The organism is Pseudomonas sp. PAGU 2196, assembly GCF_022179005.1.
Lineage (GTDB): Bacteria > Pseudomonadota > Gammaproteobacteria > Pseudomonadales > Pseudomonadaceae > Aquipseudomonas > Aquipseudomonas kermanshahensis.
Genome location: NZ_BNTL01000013.1, coordinates 56,711 through 82,255, shown reverse-complemented (window position 1 = coordinate 82,255; position 25,545 = coordinate 56,711). Strand labels below are relative to the sequence as shown.

Here is a 25,545-nt window from a genome sequence, read left to right as displayed (position 1 = left end):
CATTGATGGCCGCAGCCCGTTCACGGGCATCGCCGCGCAGTTGTTCGACCAGTTCGCTCATCTGTTCGCTGGCGGCACGGTCCACGCCCTTGACCGCCAGGTCGCCTGCTACCGGGTCGCCCCCTGCAGCGATAAACGCCTGGCGGCCCTGCGCATAGGCCTGGCCCAACTGCCGATGGCTATCTCGCAGCTGCTGCAAGGGGGCTTTGAGCCTAGTGTCACTGCTGTCGATCAATTGCCCCAGCAACTGCTGAACCTGCTGCTCGCGTGCCTGAAACTGCTGCCAATACTTGTCCAGCTCGGCGGGCTGGCGACCGCGCAACAGCACGTTCTTCCATTCCTGCACCTGGACCTTGAACTGCAGGTTGGCTTCATCGATCAATTGCGAAGCGCGCAGCGGGCCATCGACTAACTCGGCATAGCCGCGCACGCTGGAAGACAAAAACTGGAAACACACCAGGGCGATCAGCAGCATGGCTGCCAGGCTGCCGCCCAGAAGGGAGAGAATTTGCACTCTGAGGGATTTACGCAACATCGCAGATCTCAAGACCAGTAGGGAAGGAACAGCGCACACCGGCAGCGCTGGGAAAGACACTCCATGTCCTCGTAGGCTGGCATGCAAAAAAAAGGCTGCCATCGTTCGATAGCAGCCAGCTTGAGCACTTGCGCAACAGTTGAAGCCAATAGTGTCAGGCAATTCCTACAGAAATGTTACAGAACCAAGACAGGCTAGCCTGTGGTGAACTGCAGCGAGGCCAGCCGGGCATACAGCGGGCTTTCTTCGATCAGCTGGCGATGTGTGCCAACTGCCACCACGCGCCCCTTGTCGATCACCGCGATGCGATCAGCGTGCTGCACCGTGGCCAGGCGGTGAGCGATCACCAGCGTCGTGCGACCGGCCATGAGGCTGGGCAGGGCTTGCTGAATGAGGTGTTCGCTTTGCGCGTCGAGGGCGCTGGTGGCCTCATCCAGCAACAGGATCGGCGCATCTACCAGCAACGCACGGGCAATTGCCAAGCGCTGCCGCTGCCCGCCAGAAAGGCCAATGCCGCCCTCCCCCAGTTGCGTCTGGTAGCCCTGCGGCAACTGCTGGATAAACCCGTCGGCATGCGCACCACGGGCCGCCGCTTCGACTTCCGCCAGCGTTGCTTCTGGCCGGCCATAGCGAATGTTGGCCTCTACCGTGCCACGAAACAACGAAGGGTTCTGCGCCACCAGGGCGAACTGCCGGCGCAGCTCGGCGGGGTCGAGTTCGGTAACTGCCTGCCCGTCGAGCAGGATGCGCCCCTGCTGAGGGTCGTAAAACCGCAGCAGCAGGTCGAACAGGGTGGATTTGCCAGCGCCCGAAGGCCCGACCAGCGCCACGGTCTGCCCCGGCTCGATTGTCAGGCTCAGGCCGTCGATGGCAGCGACTGTGGGCCGTGACGGGTAGGCAAAGTGCACCTGCTGTAACTCGATATGCCCAGTCACACGGCCGTGCGGCAGCGAGGCCGCTACGTGGGGCGGCAGAATCGCACTGCGCGCCGCCAACAGCTCGGCAATGCGCTCGGCCGCGCCTGCGGCACGCTGCAGCTCGCCAATCACCTCGCTGAGGGTGCCGAACGCGCTGCCGACGATCAGGCTATAGAACACGAAGGCGGCCAGTTCGCCTGCCGAAATACGCCCGGCGATCACGTCCATGCCACCGACCCAGAGCATGACGCCCACAGCGCCAAGTACCAGCACGATGACCAGGGTGATCAGCCAGGCGCGCTGGGCAATACGCTGCCTGGCCACGTTGAAGGCCGCCTCGACAGTGCCCGCGAACAGCTTGCGATCGAGCGGTTGGTGGTTGTAGGCCTGGACGGTCTTGATCTGCCCGAGGGTCTCGGCCACGTAGCTGCCGACATCTGCCACCCGATCCTGGCTCTGCCGCGACAGGCTGCGCACACGACGGCCAAACAACAGAATCGGTGCTAGCACCAGTGGCAAGGCCACGACCACGATGCTGGTCAGCTTGGGGTTGGTGATAAACAGCAGCACCACGCCCCCGATCACCATCAAGGCATTACGCAGGAACATCGACAGCGAAGAGCCGATCACCGACTGCAACAGCGTGGTGTCGGCCGTCAGCCGCGACTGGATCTCGGAGCTGCGGTTGTCCTCGAAAAAGCCTGGGTGCAGGCCGACCAGATGATCGAACACCGCGCGGCGAATATCAGCCACACAGCGCTCGCCGATCCACGAGACCAGGTAGAAGCGGCTGAACGTCCCTACCGCCAGTGCCAACACCAGCAGCAGGAACAGGCCTATGGTCTGGTTGAGCTGGTGCGCGGAACGGGTCATGAAACCCTGGTCCACCAGCAGGCGAATGCCCTGCCCCATCGACAGCGTGATAGCAGCGGTGACCACCAACGCCAGCAACGCCAGCAGCATCTGCCGGCGGTACGGGCAAACGAACTGCCAACTCAGGCGCAAAGCGCGACGTTGACCTGCAGAAACGGATTCGGGCATGGCGGTAACCAAAACGGCGAGGATGCAGCAGACTACCACTCATCGGTACGGGAGGAGCGCCCGAGGGTGGCTATAGCTTTTCGATCTAAACAGCCTCTGGAGCTTTAGCGCCGTTTCTGTTGGACTGTTTCTGCCGTGACGCCCAAGGGGCTGTCACTGGCCAGTCATCGCACAGGGTTACCCTGAGTTTGAACCTGATGAGGAGACCGATATGAGCTTGCAGCACAGCAGCGACACCGCAAAACCGCAGAACACCCCGCAACCTCAGGCGTGCGGTTCGATCATCGACGCCCAGGGGCGCGAGGTTCCGATCACCGAGCAGATGATCCAGAAAGCCTGCGAGAAACTGGAACAAAGCCGGGTCGGAAACGCCCAGAAGGGCTGATCGGCGAATTCATTACAACCCGGCGCGTGCGCCGGGTTTTTATTGCCCGTCACTCAGACCAACACCCCACCCAACGCACTGACCAACTGCGCCAGTTGCGGCGACTCGCCACGAATCCGCACCGCCAGCCCTTCGACCTCACGCCGCGGCGGATACTGCTTGCGCAACTGATCGAAGGCCGCGCGCTGCTCGGCCGGGTCGTCGCTCAAGCTGCGGCGGAAGTCCGCGTCGTCACGGCGCGGGTCGTACACGGCGCGGCACAGGGTGGCCAAGGCCCAGGCCGGGTCGGTACTGGCATCGAGCTCGATCTGCGCCAGCGGCGGCTTGGGCAGCAGGTCGGCCAGGTTCACGCGCTCAGCTTGGCCGAGAAAACGGCACAGCGCCTGATAGATTTGCGCCGTGCCACGCTGCCGGCCATCAAGGCTGTAGCCGGCGATGTGCGGCGACGCCAGCGTGCACAGGTCGGCCAGTTGCAGGTCGACCTGCGGTTCGCCTTCCCACACATCGAGCACGGCGTGCACGTCTTCACGGTCCAGCAGCAGCTCACGCAAGGCCGCGTTGTCCACCACCGGGCCACGGCTGGCGTTGATCAGCCACGCGCCAGGGCGCAGCTGCGCCAGTTGCGCCTGGCCCAGCAGGTGCCAGGTAGGGTGCTCGCCGCCGCGCTGCAAGGGGGTGTGCAGGCTGATGACATCGCACTGTTCCAGCACCGTCTCGAGGCTGACGTAATCGCCCCCTTCGGTGGCCTGACGCAGCGGGTCACACACCAGCACCTTCCAGCCCAGGCCATGCAGTACACGCACCAGGCGGCCACCGACCTCCCCTGCGCCCACCACGCCATACGTGCGCACGGGCAGCGCTACACCGTCCAGCTCGGCCAGGGTCAGCAGGCTGCCCAGTACGTAGTCCACCACACCGCGGGCATTGCAGCCCGGCGCGCTGCTCCAGTGGATGCCCGCTTCGGCAAAGTAGTCCAGGTCGAGGTGGTCGGTACCGATGGTGCAGGTGCCGACAAAACGCACCCGGCTGCCTTCGAGCAGCTGGCGGTCGACCTTGGTCACCGAACGCACCAGCAGTACGTCGGCGTCCTTGACGCTGGCGGCATCGAGGCTTCTGCCCGGATAGCGGCGGATCTCGCCGAAACCTTCAAAGAAGGCATCGAGCAGCGGAATGTTCTCGTCGGCAACTATCAGCATGGCGCTCTCCTGTCAGGGGAACGCAGTGTAGGCGCTACGCGCGGCGTGTTCCAGAGCGGCTCAGTCGGCTTTCTTGCGGATCCAGTACAGGAAGGTGCCCGCATCCTCTTGCTGCTGCAGCAGCTCGTGGCCGAGGAAGTTGCAGAACTTGGGGATATCGCGGCGGGTCGACGGGTCGGTGGCGATGACCTTGAGCAGGCCACCAGCAGCCAGGTCCCGGACGTGCTGGTGCAGCATCATCACAGGCTCCGGGCAGTTCAGGCCGGTGGCATCGAGGACGGCGTCGGGGGTGAAGTCAGTCATGGGTGGCTCCAAAAATGATCGTCATTGTCGCGCATCGTGCGGCGCGGACCAAGGGCCACGCGCCGCACCTGCACTCAACGCGGCTTCAGGTCCAGCCTGCGCAGATGGCAGGTCACTTCCTCACGGTCGTGATACAGCTGCTTGCAGGCGATCGAAACCCGGATCTTGCGCGCCTTGAACGTGGCTTCCATCCGGTCGAGCAGGCGCCGCACCTCGGCGTAACGCTGCTTCATCGGCAGCTTGAGGTTGACCACCGCCTCGCGGCACAGGCCTTCCCCCAGCCAGGTCTCAATCAGCGAAGTGGTCCGCGCCGGCTTCTCGACGATGTCGCAAACCATCCAGTCCACCGGCTGCTTCGGCTGCCAGGTAAACCCATCTGCCATCAGGTGCTGGACCAGCCCGGTGTCCATCAGGCTTTCGGCCATCGGGCCGTTGTCGATGGCGGTGACCAGCATGCCGCGGCGCACCAGCTGATAGGTCCAGCCACCCGGCGAGGCACCCAGGTCGACACCGGTCATGTCGTCGCCCAGGCGCTGCTCCCACTGCTCGCGGGGGATGAACTGGTGCCAGGCCTCTTCCAGCTTGAGGGTCGAACGGCTGGGCGCCTCCCGGGGAAACTTCAGGCGCGGGATGCCCATCGGCCAGAGGGCGCTGTTGTTGCCTGCGGCCAGGCCAACAAACACGCGCCGGCCGGTGATGAAGGTCAGCAACAGCCGCGGGCGGCTGGCGTCTTCGACCAGGCGGCCGGCCTTTTCCAGTGCCTTGCGCAGGGGCACTTCGAACTTGCGGCAGAACGTCGACAGCTCCTTGCCGTCGTTGCTGTCGAGCACCTCCAGCCACAGGCTGCCGAAGACAGGCAGGTCGGCCAGGTGCTCCAGCAACACGCTGATGCGGTCGCTCTCTGGCAACTCGACATAACCGCCGCGGGCCCACTGACGCGGGAAAATCAGCTCAGCGAAGCGCAGTTCCCCCATCAGTCGCTCGGCGCCGTTGGCCTCGGTGCAGACAAACTCGGCGCTGGCGCTCTGCGGTTTGCCTTTGGCATAGCCGGCAACCCCCAGGCGGGCAGCGTGTTCGCTGATTTCGGCGCAGACCTCGCCCTCGAAACCGGGCCGGCAATGCATGAACAGGGTACTCATCTCTCACTCCACTACGGCGGGCGCGCAACAGGCGCCGGCAGGGCGGCGATAATAAAGGAAGTTCGGAACCTGCGACACGTCCCGCCGGTCCAGAAAAGGGTCAGCCAAGCCAAACCGGTCTAACCTGACCATTCAGCCAGGTCCGTACCGTGCGGATCGAAACAGAGCGGTGACACCGGCAAACACCCGATTTGCCGGGCACCGGCGCAGAAGGAGTTGGCAATGCCCTCGCTCGATAGCCTGAACACGCTTAAAACCCTCAAGGTCGATGACCTTACGTATCACTATTACAGCCTTACCGAGGCCGCCCGCCAGCTGGGCGACCTGCAACGCCTGCCCATGTCGCTGAAAGTGTTGCTGGAAAACCTGCTGCGCTGGGAGGACGGCAAGACCGTCACCGGCGACGACCTGCGCGCCATCGCCCAATGGCTTGAAGCGCGCCGATCCGACCGGGAAATCCAGTACCGGCCGGCCAGGGTGCTGATGCAGGACTTCACCGGCGTGCCCGCCGTGGTCGACCTGGCGGCCATGCGTGCCGCCATGGCCAAGGCCGGTGGCGACCCGCAGCGGATCAACCCGCTGTCGCCGGTCGACCTGGTGATCGACCACTCGGTGATGGTCGACCGCTACGCCACCCCCCAGGCCTTCACCCAGAACGTCGACATCGAGATGCAGCGCAATGGCGAACGCTACGCCTTTTTGCGCTGGGGCCAGAACGCCTTCGACAACTTCCGCGTCGTGCCGCCGGGCACCGGCATCTGCCACCAGGTCAACCTGGAATACCTGGGCCGCACCGTCTGGACCCGCGACGAAGACGGCCGCACCTACGCCTTCCCCGACACCCTGGTCGGCACCGATTCGCACACCACCATGATCAACGGCCTGGGCGTGCTGGGCTGGGGCGTTGGCGGCATCGAAGCCGAGGCGGCCATGCTTGGCCAGCCGGTGTCGATGCTGATCCCGGAAGTGATCGGCTTCAAACTCACCGGCAAGCTGCGTGAAGGCATCACCGCCACCGACTTGGTGCTGACCGTGACACAAATGCTGCGCAAGAAGGGCGTGGTGGGCAAGTTCGTCGAATTCTACGGCGACGGCCTGGCCGACCTGCCCCTGGCAGACCGCGCCACCATCGCCAACATGGCCCCCGAGTATGGCGCCACCTGCGGCTTCTTCCCGGTCGACGAGGTGACCCTCGACTACCTGCGGCTTTCTGGCCGCCCGAAGGCAACGGTGCAACTGGTCGAGCAGTACTGCAAGGCACAAGGCCTGTGGCGCCTGCCGGGCCAGGAACCGCTGTTCAGCGACACGCTGGCGCTGGACATGGACGAGGTCGAGGCCAGCCTGGCCGGGCCCAAGCGCCCTCAGGACCGCGTCGCCCTGGGCCAGGTCAGCCAAGCGTTCAACCACTTCATCGAACTGCAGCCCAAGCCGCTGGCCAAGGAAGTCGGCCGCCTGGAAAGTGAGGGCGGCGGCGGTGTGGCGGTGGGCAACGCCGACCAGGCGGGCGAAATCGACTACAGCCACGCAGGCCAGACCCACACCCTGCGTGACGGCGCGGTGGTGATCGCCGCGATCACCTCGTGCACCAACACTTCCAACCCAAGCGTGATGATGGCCGCCGGGCTGGTGGCGAAAAAGGCCCTGGAAAAAGGCCTGCAGCGCAAACCTTGGGTCAAGAGCTCGCTGGCCCCTGGCTCCAAGGTGGTCACCGACTACTTCGAGGCAGCCGGGCTGACGCCGTACCTAAATGAGCTGGGCTTTGACCTGGTGGGCTATGGCTGCACCACTTGCATCGGCAACTCCGGCCCACTGGATGAGGCGATCGAGAAAGCCATTGGCAGCGCCGACCTGACCGTGGCCTCGGTGCTCTCGGGTAACCGTAACTTCGAGGGTCGCGTGCACCCGCTGGTCAAGACCAACTGGTTGGCGTCGCCGCCGCTGGTGGTGGCCTATGCCCTGGCCGGCAGCGTGCGCGTGGACCTTACCCGCGATTCGCTGGGTACCGGCAAGGACGGCCAGCCGGTGTACCTGCGCGATATCTGGCCCAGCCAGCAGGAAATCGCCGCCGCTGTGGCCAAGGTCGACACCGCGATGTTCCACAAGGAGTACGCCGAAGTCTTCGAGGGCGATGCACAGTGGCAGGCCATCGAGGTGCCGCAAGCGGCCACCTATGTCTGGCAGGACGCGTCTACCTACATCCAGCACCCGCCGTTCTTCGACGACATCGGCGGGCCGCCACCAGCGATCAAGGACATCCAAGGGGCACGCATCCTGGCCCTGCTGGGCGACTCGGTCACCACCGACCACATCTCCCCGGCCGGCAACATCAAGGCCGACAGCCCTGCCGGGCGCTACCTGCGCGACAAGGGTGTGGAGCCGCGGGACTTCAACTCCTACGGTTCGCGGCGGGGCAACCATGAGGTGATGATGCGTGGTACGTTCGCCAACATCCGTATCCGCAACGAGATGCTCGCGGGCGAGGAAGGCGGCAACACCTTGTACGTGCCCACGGGTGAAAAACTGTCGATCTACGATGCCGCCATGCGCTATCAGGCAGACGGCACGCCGCTGGTGGTAATCGCCGGCCAGGAATACGGCACCGGCTCCAGCCGCGACTGGGCCGCCAAAGGCACCAACCTGCTGGGGGTCAAGGCAGTGCTGGCGGAAAGCTTCGAGCGCATCCACCGTTCAAACCTGGTGGGCATGGGCGTGCTGCCGTTGCAGTTCAACGCCGGGCACGATCGTAAGCAACTGGCGTTGACCGGAAAAGAGAAGATCGATGTGCTGGGCCTGAACGACGCGCACATTCGACCGGGCATGAGCCTGAAACTGCGCATCACCCGTGAGGACGGGCAACAGGAGCAGATCGACGTGCTGTGCCGGATCGATACCTTGAATGAGGTCGAGTACTTCAAGGCCGGGGGGATCTTGCATTACGTGCTACGTCAGCTGATTGCTGGGGGGTAGATTGACGGTGGTTCTGCGGCGCTCTTGAGATCGAGCGCCGCCCGCGCGGCGCTCGATCTCACAGGCGACAACGCTCTGATGGCATACACACTACACCGCCTCCCCAATCACGCACCATTAGGATGCTGGCTCTTTGCCGCCCACTAAGTCATCATCCGACCCGCCCGTCATAAATTAGCAATAATGCCGCTATCTTCATCGAAATCAGCCGCTCCCTAGCTCAAATCAGAAGATGGCTCATTGCCACAAATCAAGCACATTAAATATCCATTCAATAAAACCAGTGGCTTGCCGATACCTCACCAAAGCCTTGCGGATTCTTGCGGATTACCGACCCATGCGTAACAACCAGCCGATTACCCAGAGAGAACGGACTTTCCCTGCCCAGCAGCGGTTGATCTCCACCACCAACGCCAAGGGCGTGATCAGCTACTGCAATGACGCGTTCATCGACATTAGTGGCTTCACCCGCGAGGAGCTGACCGGCGCGGCGCACAACCTGGTGCGTCACCCTGACGTGCCGGCGGCGGTGTTTGCCCACATGTGGCAGACCCTCAAGCAAGGCCAGCCGTGGATGGGCATCGTCAAGAACCGCTGCAAGAACGGTGACCACTACTGGGTCAACGCTTATGTCACGCCGGTCTTCGACAACAACCAGGTGGTCGGTTTCGAGTCGGTGCGGGTCAAGCCCACCGCCGAACAGATCCGTCGTGCCGAAGCCCTCTACCAGCGCCTCAACCAGGGCAAGTCGGCGGTGCCACGTCGCGATCAGTGGCTGCCGATTCTGCAGGACTGGCTGCCGTTTATCCTGGTCAGCCAGGTGGGCTTCCTGATCGGCAACTGGCTGGGCCACTCCTGGGGCTTCGGCCTGGCCGCCGCCCTGTCGGTACCACTCGGCCTGCTCGGGCTGACCTGGCAACAGCGTGGCCTCAAGCGTCTGCTACGGCTGGCCGAGCAAACCACCTCCGACCCGCTGATCGCGCAGATGTACACCGACAGCCGTGGGGTTCAGGCCCGCCTGGAAATGGCCATGCTCAGCCAGGATGCACGCATGAAGACCTGCCTGACGCGCCTGCAGGACAGTGCCGAACACCTCAGCGAACAGGCACGGCAATCCGACGCCCTGGCCCACCAGAGCTCCTCCGGGCTGGAGCGCCAACGCGTGGAAACCGAACAAGTGGCGGCCGCCGTCAACCAAATGGCCGCCACCACCCAGGAAGTGGCCAACCACGTACAGCGCACCGCCGACGCCACCCAGGAAGCCAATCGCCTGACCAGCCAGGGCCGGCAGATTGCCGGTGAAACCCGCGAGGCCATCGAGCGTTTGTCGGCCGCCGTGGGTGAAACTGGCCAGACGGTGACGCAATTGGCCAAGGACAGTGACGAAATCGGCGGTGTGGTCGATGTGATCAAAGGCATCGCCGACCAGACCAACCTGCTGGCGCTGAACGCTGCCATCGAAGCGGCCCGCGCCGGTGAGATGGGCCGTGGCTTTGCCGTCGTGGCCGATGAAGTACGCCAGTTGGCCCAGCGCACCGCCGAGTCCACCGGGCAGATCCACAACCTGATCGCCAAGCTGCAGCAGACCGCCAGCAATGCAGTGCTGACCATGGAAACCGGCCATCGCCAGGCGCAGGAAGGGGTCGACCGGGTGATGCAGGCCGATGAGGCTTTGGTCGGGATCAGCGAAGCGGTGGCCAACATCACCGACATGGCGACCCAGATCGCGGCCGCTACCGAAGAGCAGACCGCTGTGGCCGACGAGATAAGCCGCAACATCAGCACCATCGCCACACTGGCCGACCAGACCGCCGAACAGGCCCAACATTCGGCACAGCTCAGCGAAGAGCTGACCAGCACGGCGGGGAGCCAGTACTCGCTGGTGGAGCGCTTCAACCGCTGAAACGCTGCGCTTTTGTAGGAGCAGCCTTGTGCTGCGAAGAGGCCGGTGGGGGCTGCAGATATCTGCTTTGCCTGCACCGGCCCTTTCGCAGCACAAGGCTGCTCCTACAGAGGCCGCGGATGGCAGGCTGGGCGTTACCAGTCCAGGTGCAACCGGCTCTCGAAGTAGCGCTCTTCCCCCGTCAACGGGTCATCAAAACGCAAGCTCTGCGCCAACAACTTCAACGGCTTTTGGTAATCGTCTTCGACCTGGAGCAGATCGGGGTAGAACGGGTCGTTGCAGATCGCCGCCCCCAACGCCGCCATGTGCACACGCAACTGATGGGTCTTGCCGGTTACAGGCGACAAACCGTAACGCCACAAATCGCCCTGCGTTTCCAGCACTTGGGCAAAGGTTTCGCTGTTGTCCGCGCCCTCGACCTCATGCATGCGAAAAAACGGCTCGCCATGCACCAGACGGCTTTTATGCACCAGCGGGAACTCATGCTGCGGCATGGCAGCGGCGATGGCCTGGTAGCGCTTGTCGATCCGTCGCTCGGGGAACAAGCGCTGATACGCACTGCGGGTCTGCGGATTGGCAGAGAACAGGACTAACCCTGCGGTATGCCGGTCGATGCGGTGCAATGGCACCAGGTGCGGATTGTCCAGGCGCCGGATCAGCCGGCGCAACAGGGTCTGCTCGACATATTCACCGGTGGGTGTAACCGGCAGAAAATGCGGTTTATCGGCGACCACCAAGTGCTCATCCACGTGCAGCACGGCCTCCTGCACAAGGATAGGTCGCTCGTTGGGCACCTCGCGAAAATAATGCAAGCGCATGCCACGTCGGTAAGCCAGTTCGGCAGGGATGGCCTGCCCCTGGGCATCCAGCACCCGGCCACGGGCAAAGCGGTCAAGCCACTGCGCACGATCGATGGCCTTGAAATGGTCACACAGGCAATCGAGCACCGTCGCCCAGTTGCCGGGTGGCAGGCACACCGTGCTGGCTTGCTGGCGGGCGGGGTCGAAAGGCGGGGTCATGGCAGTGCTCGAAAGGTACAAGGCCGCGCATTATCCCCCAAGCCCGCCACCTCAACCAGCCTGATCCCGCGCCTCGCTGCGCTCCTTCAACCAGCGCAGCACCTGCACCGCCTCCCAGCGGCCGGGGTCATACAAGGCATACAACAACCCCTGATAACCCACCACATCCAGCCCACGGTGGTAGCCGGCACGCTGGAACAAGGCCTCGATTTCGGCAAAACAGGTGTTGAAGTGGACCTTGCCGAACGGTGTGCGGTCATCGGTCACCAGGCCCTCGAGGCGCAGTTCCAGAACGGCGTCGCACACCCGCTCTACAGGCATGCGGTTGACGCTGTACTTGAGTTGCTCGACGTTGAGCATGGCTTTACCTCGGATACTGTATTTATATACAGCATACGGTCTTGCCCTCGCCGTCGTCAATTCACCCTCGGCTCATTGCAGCCCCGGCAGGTACCCCGTGACCACCGGTGCGCCGAACAGCGCGCGTATTCTTCAAGCGCGCCACACAGCATCTGCAAATTGGCCAGAGCCTCGGGCTCACGGCGCGAGAAACGTCACCACTTGCTCGGCATCGAACGGCCAGTGCAGCTCAGCACCGGTGTCACACCGCCGCAGCACCGGAATGATCAGGCCGTAGCGCTCGAACATGGCCTCGTTATCGGCAATGTCGACCAGTTCCACCAACAGGCCATGATCGACGAAAGGCATCAGCACGGCCTCGGCCACTTCGCACAGGTGGCAGCCGAGGGTGCCGAACAGTTGGCATTCAGGCAGCATGGGGCGGGTCTCGGTTTGGCTTTGGAAAAGCCTATTCTAGGTCCGTCCCGCCCTGCGCGCACCTGACCTCGCTCAATCCTGACTGGTTGCACCGATGCGGTGCAGCGACAGGTCCGCGCCCTGGAACTCCTGCTCGTGGCTCAAGCGCAAGCCGTGCACTGCGCGGATTGCACCGTAGATGGTAAAGCCCCCCAGCAATGCCACCATTACCCCCATCAAGCTGCCCAGCAACTGGCTGACCAGGCTGACGCCACCCATGCCGCCCAGCGCCACCTGGCCGAACACGCCGCAGGCAATGCCACCCCACACGCCACACAGGCCGTGCAACGGCCACACACCCAGCACGTCGTCGATTTTCCAGCGGTTCTGCGCCGCGGTAAAACTCCAGACGAACAGCACCCCGGCCACCAGGCCGGTGGCCAGCGCGCCAATCGGGTGCATCAGGTCGGAGCCAGCACAAATCGCCACCAGCCCAGCCAGCGGCCCGTTATGCAAGAACCCTGGGTCGTTACGCCCGGCCAGCAGCGCCGCCAAGGTGCCCCCGACCATGGCCAGTAACGAGTTGATCGCCACCAGGCCGCTGACCCCCTGTAAGGTCTGGGCGCTCATGACATTGAAGCCGAACCAACCAATGATCAGGATCCACGACCCCAGCGCCAGGAACGGAATGCTCGACGGTGCGAATGCCACCAGGCGCCCATCGCGGTACCGCCCGCGCCGGGCGCCCAGTAGCACGACGGCGGCCAGTGCCAGCCAGCCGCCCATGGCATGCACCACGACGGAACCGGCAAAGTCATGGAACGGCGCGCCAAAGCGTGCTTGCAGCCAAGCCTGCACGCCCAGGTTGCCGTTCCACACCACGCCTTCGAAGAACGGATAGACAAACGCCACGATCAACGCCGTGGCACACAGCTGCGGGACAAAACGCGCCCGCTCGGCAATCCCTCCAGAGATGATCGCCGGGATGGCCGCCGCGAACGTCAACAGAAAGAAGCATTTGACCAGCGCATAGCCATGGTCGGCTGCCAGTGCCGTCGCCGGCTGGAAGAAGTTCACGCCATAGGCGATCCAGTAGCCGATGAAGAAGTACACCAGCGCCGAGATGGCAAAGTCGCTGAGAATCTTCGACAACGCATTGACCTGGTTCTTGTGCCGCACGGTGCCCACTTCGAGAAAAGCGAAGCCAGCATGCATGGCCAGCACCAGAATGGCGCCCATGAGGATGAACAGGGTATTTGAACCGTGGACCAGAGAGTCCATCGCGCTGTGCATGTGTTCCATGAAATAGGCAGACCTGCTGAAAAGGCACCAGGACAGTTCAAGAACCTGCATCCCTGCACCGAATCGGTGCCAGCCCCCTGCCCTATCGGATGACATGGGCGAGGCCTGCGTGGTTTTTTCTTGGGTTTGTCGTGGATTGGGTTAAGGTTTAACGGTACACGTCACGCAGGATGCCCTGAATCGGCGCAATGCCCGCCGGTGGCGCCCCGCAACGTGGCAAACACTTAGCAAAGCCCATACCAGCACAGGCACTTGAACCTTCCGCGCGTGCTATCACTCGAACTACCATCACACATCGACAGGGAGAGACCCCATGGCCAGCAAATCGGCAAAGACTGCGCAAGAGATATTGATGGCTGACTTCCAGGCCCTGGTCCGCGATACCGAGAAGCTGCTTGCCGACACGGCCAACCTGGCCGGCGACCAAGCGGATGAATTGCGCGAGCAGATCCACGACCGCCTGACCCAGGCCCGCGAAACCCTGCAGCTGACCCAGGAATCGGTGCGCGACCGTGGCCAGGCGGCCCTCGGCAGCGCCGAGCAGTACGTACAGGAGAACCCCTGGCAGGCCATCGGTATTGCCGCAGGCGTCGGTCTGTTGATCGGCCTGCTGGCCAGGCGCTGAGAGGTCACCCATGGAGAATGACGCCATCGGCACCAGCGCTTCCGGCAAGCGCCTGGGCGCGGCCATGCTCGGGCTGCTGCACAGCCACATCGAACTGTTCGGGATCGAGCTGCAGGAACAAAAAGGCCGCACCTTGAGCTTGTTGCTGTTCGCAGGCTTGGCACTGGTGTTCGCCCTGCTCTTGCTGACAGCACTGTCAGGGTTGCTGTTGGTGCTGCTGTGGGACAGTTATCGCCTGGCGGGCATCATCGGCCTGTGCGTGTTCTATGGATTAGCCGCGCTGTACTGCGGGTTGCGTTTGAAAGCGGCAGTGTTCGACGAGTCATCGCCTTTCGGAGCGACCCTCGAAGAACTCGCCAAGGACCGGGAGCGCCTGTTGCCATGAGCCTGCCTGAACTCCCCAACACGCGTAACCCACGCGAACTGCGCAAAGCGCTGCTGCGCCTGCGCATGGAGATGCACCGCCAGGAAATCCGCCACGAGTCGGGGCAACTGCTCGAACCCCTGCAGCGCATACGCGGCATGGGCAGTTCGCTGCACGGGGGGCTTGGCATCAAGCACGCCCCGCTGTGGGGCATTGGCGCCGTGGTCGCCTTGGGCTTTTTGACTGGCAAGGGCGTGCGCAGCGGCAACCTGACACGGCTGGTGCGCTTGGGCAGCAGCTTGCTGCCGCTGGTCCGGCTGTATCTGCAAAATGGCCGGCGACCCTGACATTTAGCCCCCAACACGCCCCGTGTAGGAGCAGCCTTGTGCTGCGAAGAGGCCGGTGCAGGCCCGGCAGATACCTGCAGCCCACACCAGCCTCTTCGCAGCACAAGGCTACCCCTACAAAAAACCGCGTCAACCTTCAGCTTGCATGGTGCCTCTCGACCCAGGAAGCTATGCCCATCGACCGACAGGAGATCGAGCCTTGGACTGGCATACCCTGCTGACCCGCGAACGCCTGGGCAAAGCCCTGTACAGCCCCGAAGAACTCGGGCGCAGCCCCTTCCACAAGGACCACGACCGGATCATCTTCTCCGGCGCCTTCCGCCGGCTTGGGCGCAAGACCCAGGTACACCCCGTCTCCAGCAACGACCATATTCACACGCGCCTGACTCATTCACTGGAAGTCAGCTGCGTCGGCCGCTCGCTCGGCATGCGGGTAGGCGAAACCTTGCGTGACAGCCTGCCGGATTGGTGCGAGCCCAGTGACCTGGGGATGATCGTGCAATCGGCCTGCCTGGCCCACGACATTGGCAACCCACCGTTCGGCCATTCCGGCGAAGACGCCATCCGCCACTGGTTCCAGCAGGCAGCAGGGCGTGGCTGGTTGGACGACATGAGCGACGACGAGCGTGCCGATTTCCTCAACTTCGAAGGCAACGCCCAAGGCTTTCGCGTCCTCACCCAACTGGAGTATCACCAGTTCGACGGCGGCACCCGGCTGACCTACGCCACCCTCGGTACTTACTTGAAGTACCCCTGGAGCGCCCGTCATGCAGATGCCCTGGGCTACAAGAAACACAAGTTCGGCAGCTACCAGAGCGAACTGCCACTGCTCGAACAGATCGCCCGCAAACTGGGCCTGCCACAATTGGAGGACCAGCGCTGGGCACGCCACCCTCTGGTCTACCTGATGGAGGCCGCAGATGACATCTGCTACGCGCTGATCGACCTGGAAGACGGCGTGGAAATGGAATTGCTGCAGTATGCGGAAGTCGAGGCGCTGCTGCTCGACCTGGTAGGTGACGACCTGCCGGAGACCTATCGCCAACTCGGCCCCCGCGACTCGCGCCGGCGCAAGCTGGCGATCTTGCGCGGCAAGGCCATCGAACACCTGACCAACGCCGCCGCCCGCGCCTTCGTCGAGCAGCAAACGGCGCTGCTTGGCGGGCACCTGAGCGGCGACCTGGTCGAGCACATGCACGGCCCGGCCAAGCACTGCGTACTGCAAGCCAAAGACATGGCGCGCAACAAGATCTTCCAGGATAAACGCAAGACCCTGCACGAGATCGGCGCCTACACCACGCTCGAGATCCTCCTCAACACCTTCTGCGGCGCGGCCCTCGAACAGCACGGCGGCCGCACACCGTCGTTCAAGAGCCGCCGTGTACTCGACCTGATTGGCAACAATGCACCGGACCCGCACGCCTCATTGCACAGCGCGTTCCTGCGCATGATCGACTTCATCGCCGGGATGACCGACAGCTATGCCAGCGAAATGGCCCGCGAAATGACCGGGCGCTCCAGCCCGACCTGAGCCAGGCAGGTGCAGCCTGTGCTAAGGCGCTCGCTGCACCTGTCTACCTAGGAAACTTCCTACCTATGCCCGTCATCGATAAACAACACGACTAACAATCAATGAAAAGTTACCAAACAAGGTTTGACATCGAGTTCCATACGCTCATTGCGTAGCCCGATTTGTTTTATCCTGTAAGCCATTTCCCATATAGGGCTAATAGCCCTTCCTCGCATGCCCGATGACTTCCAACTGGGATAAGGTGCCAGCCGTCACCCTCACTCGCCCGCAGGGAAGTTGAACATGCATTCCGTATTTATAGTCGACGACCACCCCGTTATCCGTCTGGCCGTCCGTATGTTGCTGGAGAATCAGAACTACAAGATCGTCGGCGAATCGGACAATGGCGTAGATGCCATGCAGATGATTCGAGAGACCACGCCCGACCTGGTCATCCTCGACATCAGCATCCCCAAGCTAGACGGGCTGGAGGTACTTTCCCGCTTCCAGGCCATGTCCCTGCCACTGAAGGTGCTGGTATTGACCGCCCAGTCCCCGGCGTTGTTCGCCGTGCGCTGCATGCACTCGGGCGCTGCAGGCTATGTGTGCAAACAAGAAGACCTGAGCGAACTGCTCAGTGCAATCAAAGCCGTGCTGGCCGGGTATAACTATTTCCCCAGCCAGGCCATCAAACACAATCAGACGGTCAATGCAGACCTGCAACTTTTCCGACAGGTCAATGACCGTGAATTGATGGTGTTGCAACTTTTCGCTCAAGGCCGAAGCAACAAGGAAATCGCCAAGGGCATGTTCCTTAGCAACAAGACGGTCAGCACCTACAAGAAGCGCCTGATGCACAAACTCCAGGTCGACACCTTGGTGGACCTGATCGAAATGGCCAAACGCAACGCGCTGGTCTGAGGGTTTCATGGCGCGCCTTCTCGCCCGGCTGTTACTCGCCCTGGCGCTGTTCAGCGCTGGGGCCCAGGCCCACCAACACAGCGCTTCTGCCTACGCGCTGCTGGCACGTTCACCGGCAAAGCCAGCTCCGCTTTCGCTCACGCCCCAACAGCACCAATGGCTCGAAAGCCGTCACGAGCTGGTGCTGGGCACTTCAGCACCCGACTACCCGCCTTTCGACATCACCAGTGGCGGGCGTGACTATCAAGGCCTCACTGCCGAATATGCCAACCTGATCGGCCTCGCCTTGCAGTTGCCGGTGCGGGTGCTGCGCTTTTCAAACCGTCAGGCTGCCGTTGATGCACTGAAACGCGGCGACATCGACCTGCTCGGCAGCGCCAATGGCTATGAGGCAACCACGGACGGCCTGGCACTTTCGCACCCTTACGCGGTTGACCAACCGGTGCTGGTCACCCGTGAGAACGAAGGCCGCGCACTGGACATGGGCCTGGAAGACATGCGCCTGGGCATGCTCTACCACTACCTGCCAAGGCAGGAGGTTGGCAGCGCCTACCCGAAAGCCCATCTGCTGGCGTTCGGCTCGTCTTCCCAAGCCTTGAATGCCGTGGCATTCGGCCAAGCCGACGTGTTCATCGGCGACACCATCTCCACCCACTATCAACTCAACCGCGGCCACCTGCCTGGCCTGCGCATTGCCAATTTCAGCAAGCACGAAGCCATCGGCTTCAGTTTTGCAGTGCGCCAGCAGGACACGCTGCTGATGGAGCTGGTGAACGCCACGCTCGACAGCCAGTCCGCCACCTTGCGCACCAGCATCTTCAAGCGCTGGAGTGCAGGCAGCGACCTGCTGTTGACCGACCGCAAGCTGCAACTGACGAAGACTGAAGAATTCTGGCTGCAACGCCACCCCGTCATGCGCGTGGCGATCGACGACACGGCAGCCCCGGTGTCCTTCTTCGACAGTTCGGGCTATTTCAGGGGCATCACTGCCGACCTGCTGGAGCTCATCCGCCTGCGCACGGGCCTGCGCTTCGAGGTGCAGCGTGCCAGCGGTATCGCCGACATGATCGCCCGGCTCAAGGACGGCCGGGCGGATGTAATTGCGGCGCTCACCACCGATGGCGTGGCCAAGCAGACCCTGCAAATCAGCCGCCCCTATCTGGACAGCGTCTATGTGCTGGTCAGCCTCGCTGACAAGGTGCAATTCGCCTCCCTGGAACAGCTGAAGGACCGGCGGGTCGCGATTACCCGATACAGCGCGATGGACGTCATGCTCTCCACGCGCTATCCGCGCATTGGCCGGATCGAAACCGAGAGCACCTTCTATTCCATGGCCTTGCTCAAAAGCGGCGCTGTCGATGCCGTGATCACCACCTTGATCGATGCCAACCATGCTGTGGCCGCCAACCCCGACCTAGTCATACGCACCACGGTCGGCAGCGAGCCTGCCAGCTACGCCATGGCAGCCAGCGACCAGTCGCCGACGCTCGTTTCGATTCTGGACAAAGCGCTGTTGAGCATTTCGCCGGAAGAACTGGGGGTGATCAATAACCGCTGGCGTGGCTACAGCCTGCATGACGACAGCACCTGGCAGAAATTTCGCCGGCTTGCCTGGCAAGTGCTGCTGGGCACGGCGCTTCTGTTGCTGCTGGCACTGATCTGGAATGCCCGCCTGCGCCTGCAGATCAGGCAGCGGCAAAGCGCCGAGCGGGCATTGAACGACCAACTGGCGTTCATGCGTGCGCTTCTTAACGGCACCCCCCACCCCATGTATGTGCGTGACCGTGAGGGCTGCCTGCAAAGCTGCAATGACAGTTACCTGGAGGCTGTACAGGCCTGTAACGAGGAAGTCATGGGCAAGCACCTGGAAGAAAGCCTGTTCGCTGACCGCGAGCAGACCCGCCAGATCCACGCTGACTACCTGAAGGTCATGGCGGCAGGCACTCCGCTGATCATCGATCGCCCCTTGCGGGTCAAAGGCCGGGAAATGACCATCTACCACTGGATACTGCCGTACCGTGACTCGCTGGGCGAGGTACAAGGCATCATCGGCGGCTGGATCGATATCAGTGACCGCCGCCAGCTGGTGCTGGAGCTGCGCCAGGCCAAGCAGCAAGCCGAGGATGCCAACCGTGCCAAGAGCACGTTCCTGGCCACCATCAGCCATGAAATTCGCACCCCGATGAACGCAGTCATCGGCATGCTGGAGCTGGCCGTCAAACGCGCCGACCAAGGGCGGGTGGACCGCTCCGCGCTGGAGCTGGCCTATCACTCAGCCAAGGACCTGCTGGGGCTGATTGGCGACATCCTCGACATCGTGCGCATCGAATCCGGGCACCTGTCACTCGCGCCAGAACCGGTCGACCTGGCGGCGCTGGTCGAGTCGGTGGGGCGCATCTTCGATGGCCAGGCACGGCAGAAAGGCCTGGCGCTGGAAGTGATCATCGAGCCATCGGCCCGCTGCCATGCATTGCTCGACCCGCTGCGCTTCAAGCAGGTCTTGTCCAACCTGGTCAACAACGCCATCAAGTTTACCGAACATGGCCAGGTGCGCATCTGCGTCTGTTTGCAGGACGAAGGCACGCCCTCCTCCCCGATGCTCGAACTGGAGGTGCGGGACAGCGGCATCGGCATTCACGCCGATGACCTGCAGCGCCTGTTCAACCCGTTCATCCAGGCCAACCCGCACAGCCCAGGCGCCCGTGCGGGCACCGGGCTTGGGCTGGCCATCTGCCGAACCCTCTGCGACATGATGGGCGGCACCTTGACGATCAAAAGCCTGGAGGATGTTGGCACCCAGGTTCGCCTTAAGATGCCTTTGCAAACCGTCAGTGCCGAGTCGGTCGGGCTGCCGGTTATCGAGAACCTCGACGTGCCCGATCCACGCTTGAATGTGCTGGTGATCGACGACCACCCCGCCAACCTGCAGTTGATGGCCCAGCAGCTGGGCTACCTGGGCCTTGGCCATACATGCGCCAGGGATGGCCGCGAAGGCCTGAGCAGCTGGCGTGCCGGCACCTTCGATGTGCTGGTGCTCGACTGCAACATGCCGCACATGAACGGCTATCAGCTGGCCAGTGCGCTACGTGCTGAAGAACGGCAATGCGGGCGACCGCGCTGCACCATCCTCGGCTATACCGCCAACGCGCAACCCGAGGTCATGCGCAAGTGCCTGGATGCCGGCATGGATGACTGCCTGCTCAAACCCATCAGCCTGAGTACGCTCAGCCAGCGCTTGGCCGGCCTCAAGCCGCAGAGCCGGCAGCCGTGGCGAGGCAAACCCTTTGACCTGAATGGCCTGGGCGCGATCGTCGGGCCGGACCCAAAGGACCGCAAGCGTTTTCTCACGGCGCTGCACCAGAGCCTGCGCACCGACCTGATGATCTTGATGGACCTGCCCCCCGACGACGCCGCCGCCGTTGCCGACCAGGCGCACAAGATTCTCAGTGCCGCGCGCCTGCTGGAAGCCACGCAGCTGATGGCGGCGTGCGAAGCGCTGGAAAACATGGTTTTAACAACCCCGCAACGTCTGCTAAGGCGTCAGGCGCTGGCGCGGCACATGCGCCGCGTGGAAATGGCCTTGGCTGGAGAGCTTGCAGGTACCGACGAACGTCAATCAGCAAGGCAGCCAAACGCCGAAGCTGGTAGACTGCGCGGCGATATTACCTAAGAGGATTGTTTCATGGCCACTAACCGCTCCCGTCGCCTGCGCAAAAAGCTGTGTGTCGACGAGTTTCAGGAATTGGGCTTCGAGCTGAACCTGGACTTCAAGGAAGATCTGGATGACCAGGCAATCGATGCATTCCTCGATGCCTTCCTGGAAGAAGCCATGGACGCCAATGGCCTCGACTACGTTGGCGGTGACGATTTCGGCCTGGTGTGCTCGGCCAAACGCGGTTCGGTCAGCGAAGAACAGCGCGCTGCCGTCGAAGCCTGGCTCAAAGGCCGTGGCGAACTGACCAAGATCGAAGTCAGCCCACTGCTCGACGCCTGGTATCCGGACAAGCCGATCAACGCGGCTGAGTGATACCTGCGCGGTACCCAGCGGCTTGAACGCTGAAAAGGCCACCCTTTGCGGTGGCCTTTTTTATGGGTGGCGTTTTCCGTCGAACGTGGCCCATCGTGGCTACGCTTGGGGCATAATGCGCGTTCTATTACGTTCTGGGGCCATCATCTCTTACAGCCCCAATGTCCTTTTCCCTCGCCGCAGGGTATTTACTGAATATGATCAAAACGCTCCGTCCCCTCGTTCTCGCCGGCCTGCTGCTGCCCTTCGCCTTGCCCAGCCAGGCCGCCGCCGTCAATACCAGCCTGCCGCCCAAGGTGCAGCAGGCGCTGAAAGCCAACAAACTGCAGGACACCGCACTGTCGCTGGTGATGCTGCCACTGGATGGGCCTGGCGCGGCGACGGTGTTCAATGCCGATGTGTCGGTAAACCCGGCCTCGACCATGAAACTGGTCACCACTTACGCGGCCCTGGAACTGCTTGGCCCGACCTTCCAGTGGAAAACCGAGTTCTACACCGACGGCACCCTGAGCAACGGTGTGCTCAACGGCAACCTCTACCTCAAAGGTGGCGGCGACCCCAAACTGAACATGGAAAAACTGTGGCTGCTGATGCGTGACCTGCGCGCCAACGGCGTGCGCACCATCACCGGTGACCTGGTGCTGGACCGTAGCCACTTCGTACAGCCTAACCTGCCACAGTTCAACGATGACGGCGGTGACGTCAACAAGCCCTTCCTGGTCAAACCCGACTCGCTGCTGGTCAACCTCAAGGCACTGCGCTTCGTTGCCCGCAACGATGGCGGCAAGGTGACGATCGCGGTCGAACCGCCGATTGCCAACATTCGCATCGACAACCAGGTCAAAGCCGTGGCGTCCAAGCAGTGCACCGGTGACGTGCGCTACAACCCCGTGCAACAGGCCGATGGTGTCAGCGTGGTGGTCAGCGGCCAGCTGGGTGATGGCTGCAACTCGCAGACCTACCTGTCGCTGCTCGATCACCCGGCCTATGCCGCCGGTGCCGTGCGGGCGATCTGGAACGAACTGGGTGGCAGCATTCAGGGCAGCGATCGCGTCGAGAATGTCCCCAAAAGCGCACGCCTACTGGCACGGGCCTTCTCGCCTGACTTGGTCGAAGTGATCCGAGACATCAACAAATACAGCAACAACACCATGGCCCAGCAGCTGTTCCTTAGCCTGGGCGCGCAGTTCCGTACCGATGCCGATGGCGATGACGCCCGCGCGGCGCAACGTGTAGTGCGCCAGTGGTTGGCGAAAAAGGGCATCACCGCGCCACACCTGGTGATGGAAAACGGCTCCGGCTTGTCACGCGCCGAGCGCGTCAGCACCCGCGAGATGGCGGCGCTGCTCCAGGCCGCCTGGAAGAGCCCCTACTCCGCCGAGTTCATCAGTTCCATGCCGCTGGTGGGCATGGACGGCACCATGCGCAAGCGCCTGAAACGCACGGCAATGACCGGTGAAGGCCACATCAAGACCGGCACGTTGAACACCGTGCGCGCCATCGCGGGCTTCAGCCGTGATAGCAATGGGCATACCTGGGCAGTGGCGGCGATTTTGAACGACCCGAAACCGTGGGGGGCATCGCAGGTGCTGGACCAGGTGCTACTGGACCTGTATCGCCAGCCGAAGCTGGGTGCGAGCGCTGCGGCAGCGGCACAGTGATTGCTGTGTAGGCGAAAAGGTCAGCACGTTTCCTGTGGGGCCAACTGTCTGGCCCAGCTTCTTAAAGCTGACCCAATTACTGTGGGAGCGGGCTTGCCCGCGAACACGGGCGAAGCCCGTGCCATCCAACGCGGCGCCTGCTTCGCGGGCAAGCCCGCTCCCACAGGGTCCCGGCTGAGTTGGCGCTCAGGTCAACTCCGCTTCGACCCGGTCCCGTCCTGCCTGCTTGGCCGCATACACCCCGGCATCCGCCCGCAACAACAACGCGTCAGCACCCTCCCCTGGCCGCCAGCCCGCCACACCAAAGCTCGCCGTCACCTCGCCCACGCCCTCGATCGGGACGTTGCGCACGCTTTGCCACAGCTCAAGCGCCAGCAACCGCGCCTGCTCGGCATCGCTGCCTGGGCACAGCACCATAAACTCTTCCCCACCCAACCGGCAGAACACGTCGGTTCGCCGCAGGCGATGGCCGATGCGCTGGCACAGGCTGCGCAGCACCAGGTCGCCCACCGCATGGCCGAACTGGTCGTTGATGCGCTTGAAGTGATCGATATCGAGCATGATCACCGCCAGCGCCACGCCATCGCGCTGGGCGCGGTCCAGCTCGGCCTTGAGCCGCTCCTGGAAATAGCGCCGGTTATGGATACCAGTCAGTGAGTCGGTCACCGACAGGGCACGCAACTCCTCCTCCACCCCCTTGAGGTCGGAGATGTCGGTCAGGTAGCCATGCCACAGGGTACACCCCGCTTCACCCACCTCCGGGGTCGCCTCGCCACGCACCCAGCGCAACCCCGCCCGCGGCAAGCACACCCGGTATTCTTCGCGCCACGGCGTAAGGTGGTCGGCGGAATAGCCCACCGAACGGCGCACGCGCTCCAGGTCATCGGGATGAATGCGCTCGAACACCACCGTGGCATCCTCACGCAACTGCTGCAGGTCGACCTCATAAATGTCGTAAAGGCCTTTGCTGGCATACGGGAAACAGGAATGGCCATTGCCATCCAGGCGGTACTGGTAGATGCCGCCCGGCACTTCGGCACTGAGTTTTTCCAGCAGCCGGTCACGCGCGGCCAGCGCCTCGTGTACCCGGCGCCGCTCGGTGACGTCGATGCAGATGGCCAGGTAGCCAACCCACAGGCCTTGTTCATCGAGCATGGCGGTGACCAGCATGTTGGCCACAAGGTGACTGCCATCGGTGCGTACCAAGGTCCACTCGCCAGGCTCTTCACCCCTTTCCTGCACCGTTTCGGCAAACATGGCCTGGCCGCCGGCAATGTGACGCCCGTATTGCAGGCTCAAGGCGTGGGCGCGCTGGCTGAGCTCGTCGGGCAACACCAGGTCCTCGAGGCGCAAATGGCCGATCGCCTCGTTGGCCGAATAGCCGAGCATGCGCTCGGCACCGGCATTGAAGGTGCTGACCACCCCCTTGAGGTTGGTGGCGATGATCGCCACCTGAGTCGCTGCATCCAGCACGCTGCGCAGCTGGTTGTGCGTACCGCGCAAGGACTGTTCGCTGACCCGCAGCTCGGCCGTGCGCTGCTCGACCAGGGTCAAGGCGCGCTGGCGCTGGCTGAACAGGTTGTAGAGCAAGGCACTGAGCAGCATGCTCAACAGCCCGCCCAACAGGCCGACGGTCAGTGCCGCCGAAGAATGATTGGCCTTCAGAAAGGCCTGGCTCGGCCGGATAAGCAACTGGAAAGGGTGATCGGCCAAGTACAGCAACTGGCTGCTGGCCAGGGCCAGGGGCGCGGCCTCATTCCGTGAGTCGAACACCACTTCCGGCCCTTTCAGCCCGGAAGGGTCTTCGATGCGCACGACCAGGTTGTCATCGGTTGCCGCTGGCAAACCATCGCTGATGAGATCGCGCAGGTTGAGCAACGCAATCACATAGCCCACCGCCGTGCCTTGTGGGGCTGCGTCGGAAAACACCGGTGCCACCATCAACAGGCCACGCGCATCCGCCGCCGGCCGAACGGCGCCAGTCTCCAGCATGGCCAGGGGTTCCGACACCGCCATGCTGCCAGGTTCCAACGCACGCGCCAGGGTGGCTTGCCGCGCACCTTTGCCAGCCAGGTCAAGCCCGTAAGGGAGCGCGGGCGCGTCTGTCGACTGGGTGAAGCGCACAGGGAAGTAGTGATCACGCAGGGGCGCAGGCTGCCAAGCGCCCTGCGCATCCTGATCGCGGATCACATAGTCCTGGCCCAACCAGGTAGCGGTGCTGTGCTCGAATTCGGCGCGCTGCGCGGCCTCGACCCGCGGCGCCCAAGCGTAAGCCAGGGTGCGGCGCAACAAAGGCCGTGCATAGCCCTCGAATTCGCGGGGGGTAACCTCGTTGGAGAAACTGAAGAACCGCCGCAGCCCGTCCAGGCGCTGCTGCTGATCGTCAAAGCGCTCAGCGATGCGGCTGAAGCGCTCGCTGGCCAGCAACTCGAAGCGCTGGCGCAGCTGCTGTTTGTAGAACGCCTGCGCGGCAAGGGCCAGGACGGCCGACAACAGGCAGCCGGCCACCAATGCCACCAGCGCAACCGCCCACGCGGACACGCCTTCCGTGCACAGGCCAAGTAACCTCGCACGCACGCCAAACTTGGACATACACCCATCTCGTCACGTCAGCGTCCTGCGGATTA

20 protein-coding genes are annotated in these 25,545 nt (G+C 63.1%); 11 read left to right on the top strand and 9 right to left on the bottom strand.

All coding sequences use genetic code 11. From position 1 onward, the window contains the following. Nucleotides 1–729: 729 nt before the first annotated feature. Nucleotides 730–2,493: an ABC transporter transmembrane domain-containing protein gene (locus MFF34_RS13810; RefSeq protein ID WP_238214656.1), complete on the bottom strand. Its 1,764-nt coding sequence runs from the start codon at nucleotides 2,491–2,493 to the stop codon at nucleotides 730–732. A gap of 211 nt (nucleotides 2,494–2,704) precedes the next feature. On the opposite strand from MFF34_RS13810, the gene MFF34_RS13805 reads away from it, so the two are divergent. Next, nucleotides 2,705–2,878, top strand: coding sequence for a PA1571 family protein (locus MFF34_RS13805; RefSeq protein ID WP_238214655.1), 174 nt, complete (start codon nucleotides 2,705–2,707; stop codon nucleotides 2,876–2,878). Between the two features lie 53 nt (nucleotides 2,879–2,931). Here MFF34_RS13805 and pdxB read toward each other — a convergent pair whose 3' ends face one another. The 3 genes from pdxB to rlmM all read right to left on the bottom strand — a co-directional run bounded on the left by pdxB (nucleotide 2,932) and on the right by rlmM (nucleotide 5,516). Continuing rightward, entirely contained in the window at nucleotides 2,932–4,074 is a 1,143-nt protein-coding gene (gene pdxB / locus MFF34_RS13800; RefSeq protein ID WP_238214653.1) for a 4-phosphoerythronate dehydrogenase PdxB, read from the bottom strand. A 60-nt stretch (nucleotides 4,075–4,134) separates the two neighbouring features. Continuing rightward, on the bottom strand, nucleotides 4,135–4,377 hold the full coding sequence (tusA, locus tag MFF34_RS13795) for a sulfurtransferase TusA (protein ID WP_027596647.1): 243 nt from the start codon (nucleotides 4,375–4,377) through the stop codon (nucleotides 4,135–4,137). A 74-nt stretch (nucleotides 4,378–4,451) separates the two neighbouring features. Next, nucleotides 4,452–5,516, bottom strand: a complete 1,065-nt coding sequence (rlmM, locus tag MFF34_RS13790) for a 23S rRNA (cytidine(2498)-2'-O)-methyltransferase RlmM (protein ID WP_027596648.1) — start codon at nucleotides 5,514–5,516, stop codon at nucleotides 4,452–4,454. Between the two features lie 222 nt (nucleotides 5,517–5,738). On the opposite strand from rlmM, the gene acnA reads away from it, so the two are divergent. Further along, nucleotides 5,739–8,483, top strand: coding sequence for an aconitate hydratase AcnA (acnA, locus tag MFF34_RS13785; RefSeq protein WP_238214652.1), 2,745 nt, complete (start codon nucleotides 5,739–5,741; stop codon nucleotides 8,481–8,483). 337 nt (nucleotides 8,484–8,820) lie between these two features. Further along, on the top strand, nucleotides 8,821–10,386 hold the full coding sequence (locus MFF34_RS13780; RefSeq protein ID WP_238214651.1) for a PAS domain-containing methyl-accepting chemotaxis protein: 1,566 nt from the start codon (nucleotides 8,821–8,823) through the stop codon (nucleotides 10,384–10,386). A 134-nt stretch (nucleotides 10,387–10,520) separates the two neighbouring features. Here MFF34_RS13780 and MFF34_RS13775 read toward each other — a convergent pair whose 3' ends face one another. The 4 genes from MFF34_RS13775 to MFF34_RS13760 form a co-directional block, all read right to left on the bottom strand. After that, a complete protein-coding gene (locus MFF34_RS13775) occupies nucleotides 10,521–11,405 on the bottom strand; it encodes a pseudouridine synthase (RefSeq protein WP_238214648.1) in 885 nt (294 codons plus the stop codon). A 51-nt stretch (nucleotides 11,406–11,456) separates the two neighbouring features. Beyond that, nucleotides 11,457–11,765 (bottom strand): hypothetical protein, encoded by a 309-nt coding sequence (locus MFF34_RS13770; protein ID WP_027596652.1) that lies wholly within the window; start codon nucleotides 11,763–11,765, stop codon nucleotides 11,457–11,459. 177 nt (nucleotides 11,766–11,942) lie between these two features. Next, the gene (locus MFF34_RS13765) at nucleotides 11,943–12,182 is read right to left on the bottom strand and encodes a glutaredoxin family protein (RefSeq protein ID WP_099430055.1); all 240 of its coding nucleotides are present in this window, start codon (nucleotides 12,180–12,182) and stop codon (nucleotides 11,943–11,945) included. 72 nt (nucleotides 12,183–12,254) lie between these two features. After that, nucleotides 12,255–13,463, bottom strand: coding sequence for an ammonium transporter (locus MFF34_RS13760; RefSeq protein WP_238214646.1), 1,209 nt, complete (start codon nucleotides 13,461–13,463; stop codon nucleotides 12,255–12,257). 313 nt (nucleotides 13,464–13,776) lie between these two features. On the opposite strand from MFF34_RS13760, the gene MFF34_RS13755 reads away from it, so the two are divergent. The 8 genes from MFF34_RS13755 to dacB all read left to right on the top strand — a co-directional run bounded on the left by MFF34_RS13755 (nucleotide 13,777) and on the right by dacB (nucleotide 22,918). Then, nucleotides 13,777–14,088, top strand: a complete 312-nt coding sequence (locus MFF34_RS13755; protein WP_027596655.1) for a YqjD family protein — start codon at nucleotides 13,777–13,779, stop codon at nucleotides 14,086–14,088. Between the two features lie 10 nt (nucleotides 14,089–14,098). Continuing rightward, nucleotides 14,099–14,473, top strand: a complete 375-nt coding sequence (locus MFF34_RS13750) for a phage holin family protein (protein ID WP_027596656.1) — start codon at nucleotides 14,099–14,101, stop codon at nucleotides 14,471–14,473. Then, a complete protein-coding gene (locus MFF34_RS13745; RefSeq protein WP_099453366.1) occupies nucleotides 14,470–14,799 on the top strand; it encodes a hypothetical protein in 330 nt (109 codons plus the stop codon). Before MFF34_RS13750 ends, MFF34_RS13745 begins: the two co-directional genes overlap by 4 nt. A 199-nt stretch (nucleotides 14,800–14,998) precedes the next feature. Next, complete coding sequence (locus tag MFF34_RS13740) at nucleotides 14,999–16,330, top strand: deoxyguanosinetriphosphate triphosphohydrolase (RefSeq protein WP_027596658.1); 1,332 nt, start codon at nucleotides 14,999–15,001, stop codon at nucleotides 16,328–16,330. A 282-nt stretch (nucleotides 16,331–16,612) separates the two neighbouring features. Continuing rightward, nucleotides 16,613–17,230 (top strand): response regulator transcription factor, encoded by a 618-nt coding sequence (locus MFF34_RS13735; RefSeq protein WP_027596659.1) that lies wholly within the window; start codon nucleotides 16,613–16,615, stop codon nucleotides 17,228–17,230. Nucleotides 17,231–17,237: 7 nt separating this feature from the next. After that, nucleotides 17,238–20,900: an ATP-binding protein gene (locus MFF34_RS13730; protein WP_238214642.1), complete on the top strand. Its 3,663-nt coding sequence runs from the start codon at nucleotides 17,238–17,240 to the stop codon at nucleotides 20,898–20,900. A 12-nt stretch (nucleotides 20,901–20,912) separates the two neighbouring features. Next, nucleotides 20,913–21,257, top strand: a complete 345-nt coding sequence (locus tag MFF34_RS13725; RefSeq protein ID WP_027596660.1) for a YggL family protein — start codon at nucleotides 20,913–20,915, stop codon at nucleotides 21,255–21,257. 197 nt (nucleotides 21,258–21,454) lie between these two features. After that, entirely contained in the window at nucleotides 21,455–22,918 is a 1,464-nt protein-coding gene (dacB, locus tag MFF34_RS13720; RefSeq protein WP_238214640.1) for a D-alanyl-D-alanine carboxypeptidase/D-alanyl-D-alanine-endopeptidase, read from the top strand. A 186-nt stretch (nucleotides 22,919–23,104) separates the two neighbouring features. On the opposite strand, the gene MFF34_RS13715 is transcribed toward dacB, so the two are convergent. Continuing rightward, the gene (locus MFF34_RS13715; protein WP_238214638.1) at nucleotides 23,105–25,510 is read right to left on the bottom strand and encodes a diguanylate cyclase; all 2,406 of its coding nucleotides are present in this window, start codon (nucleotides 25,508–25,510) and stop codon (nucleotides 23,105–23,107) included. Between the last annotated feature and the right edge of the window lie 35 nt (nucleotides 25,511–25,545).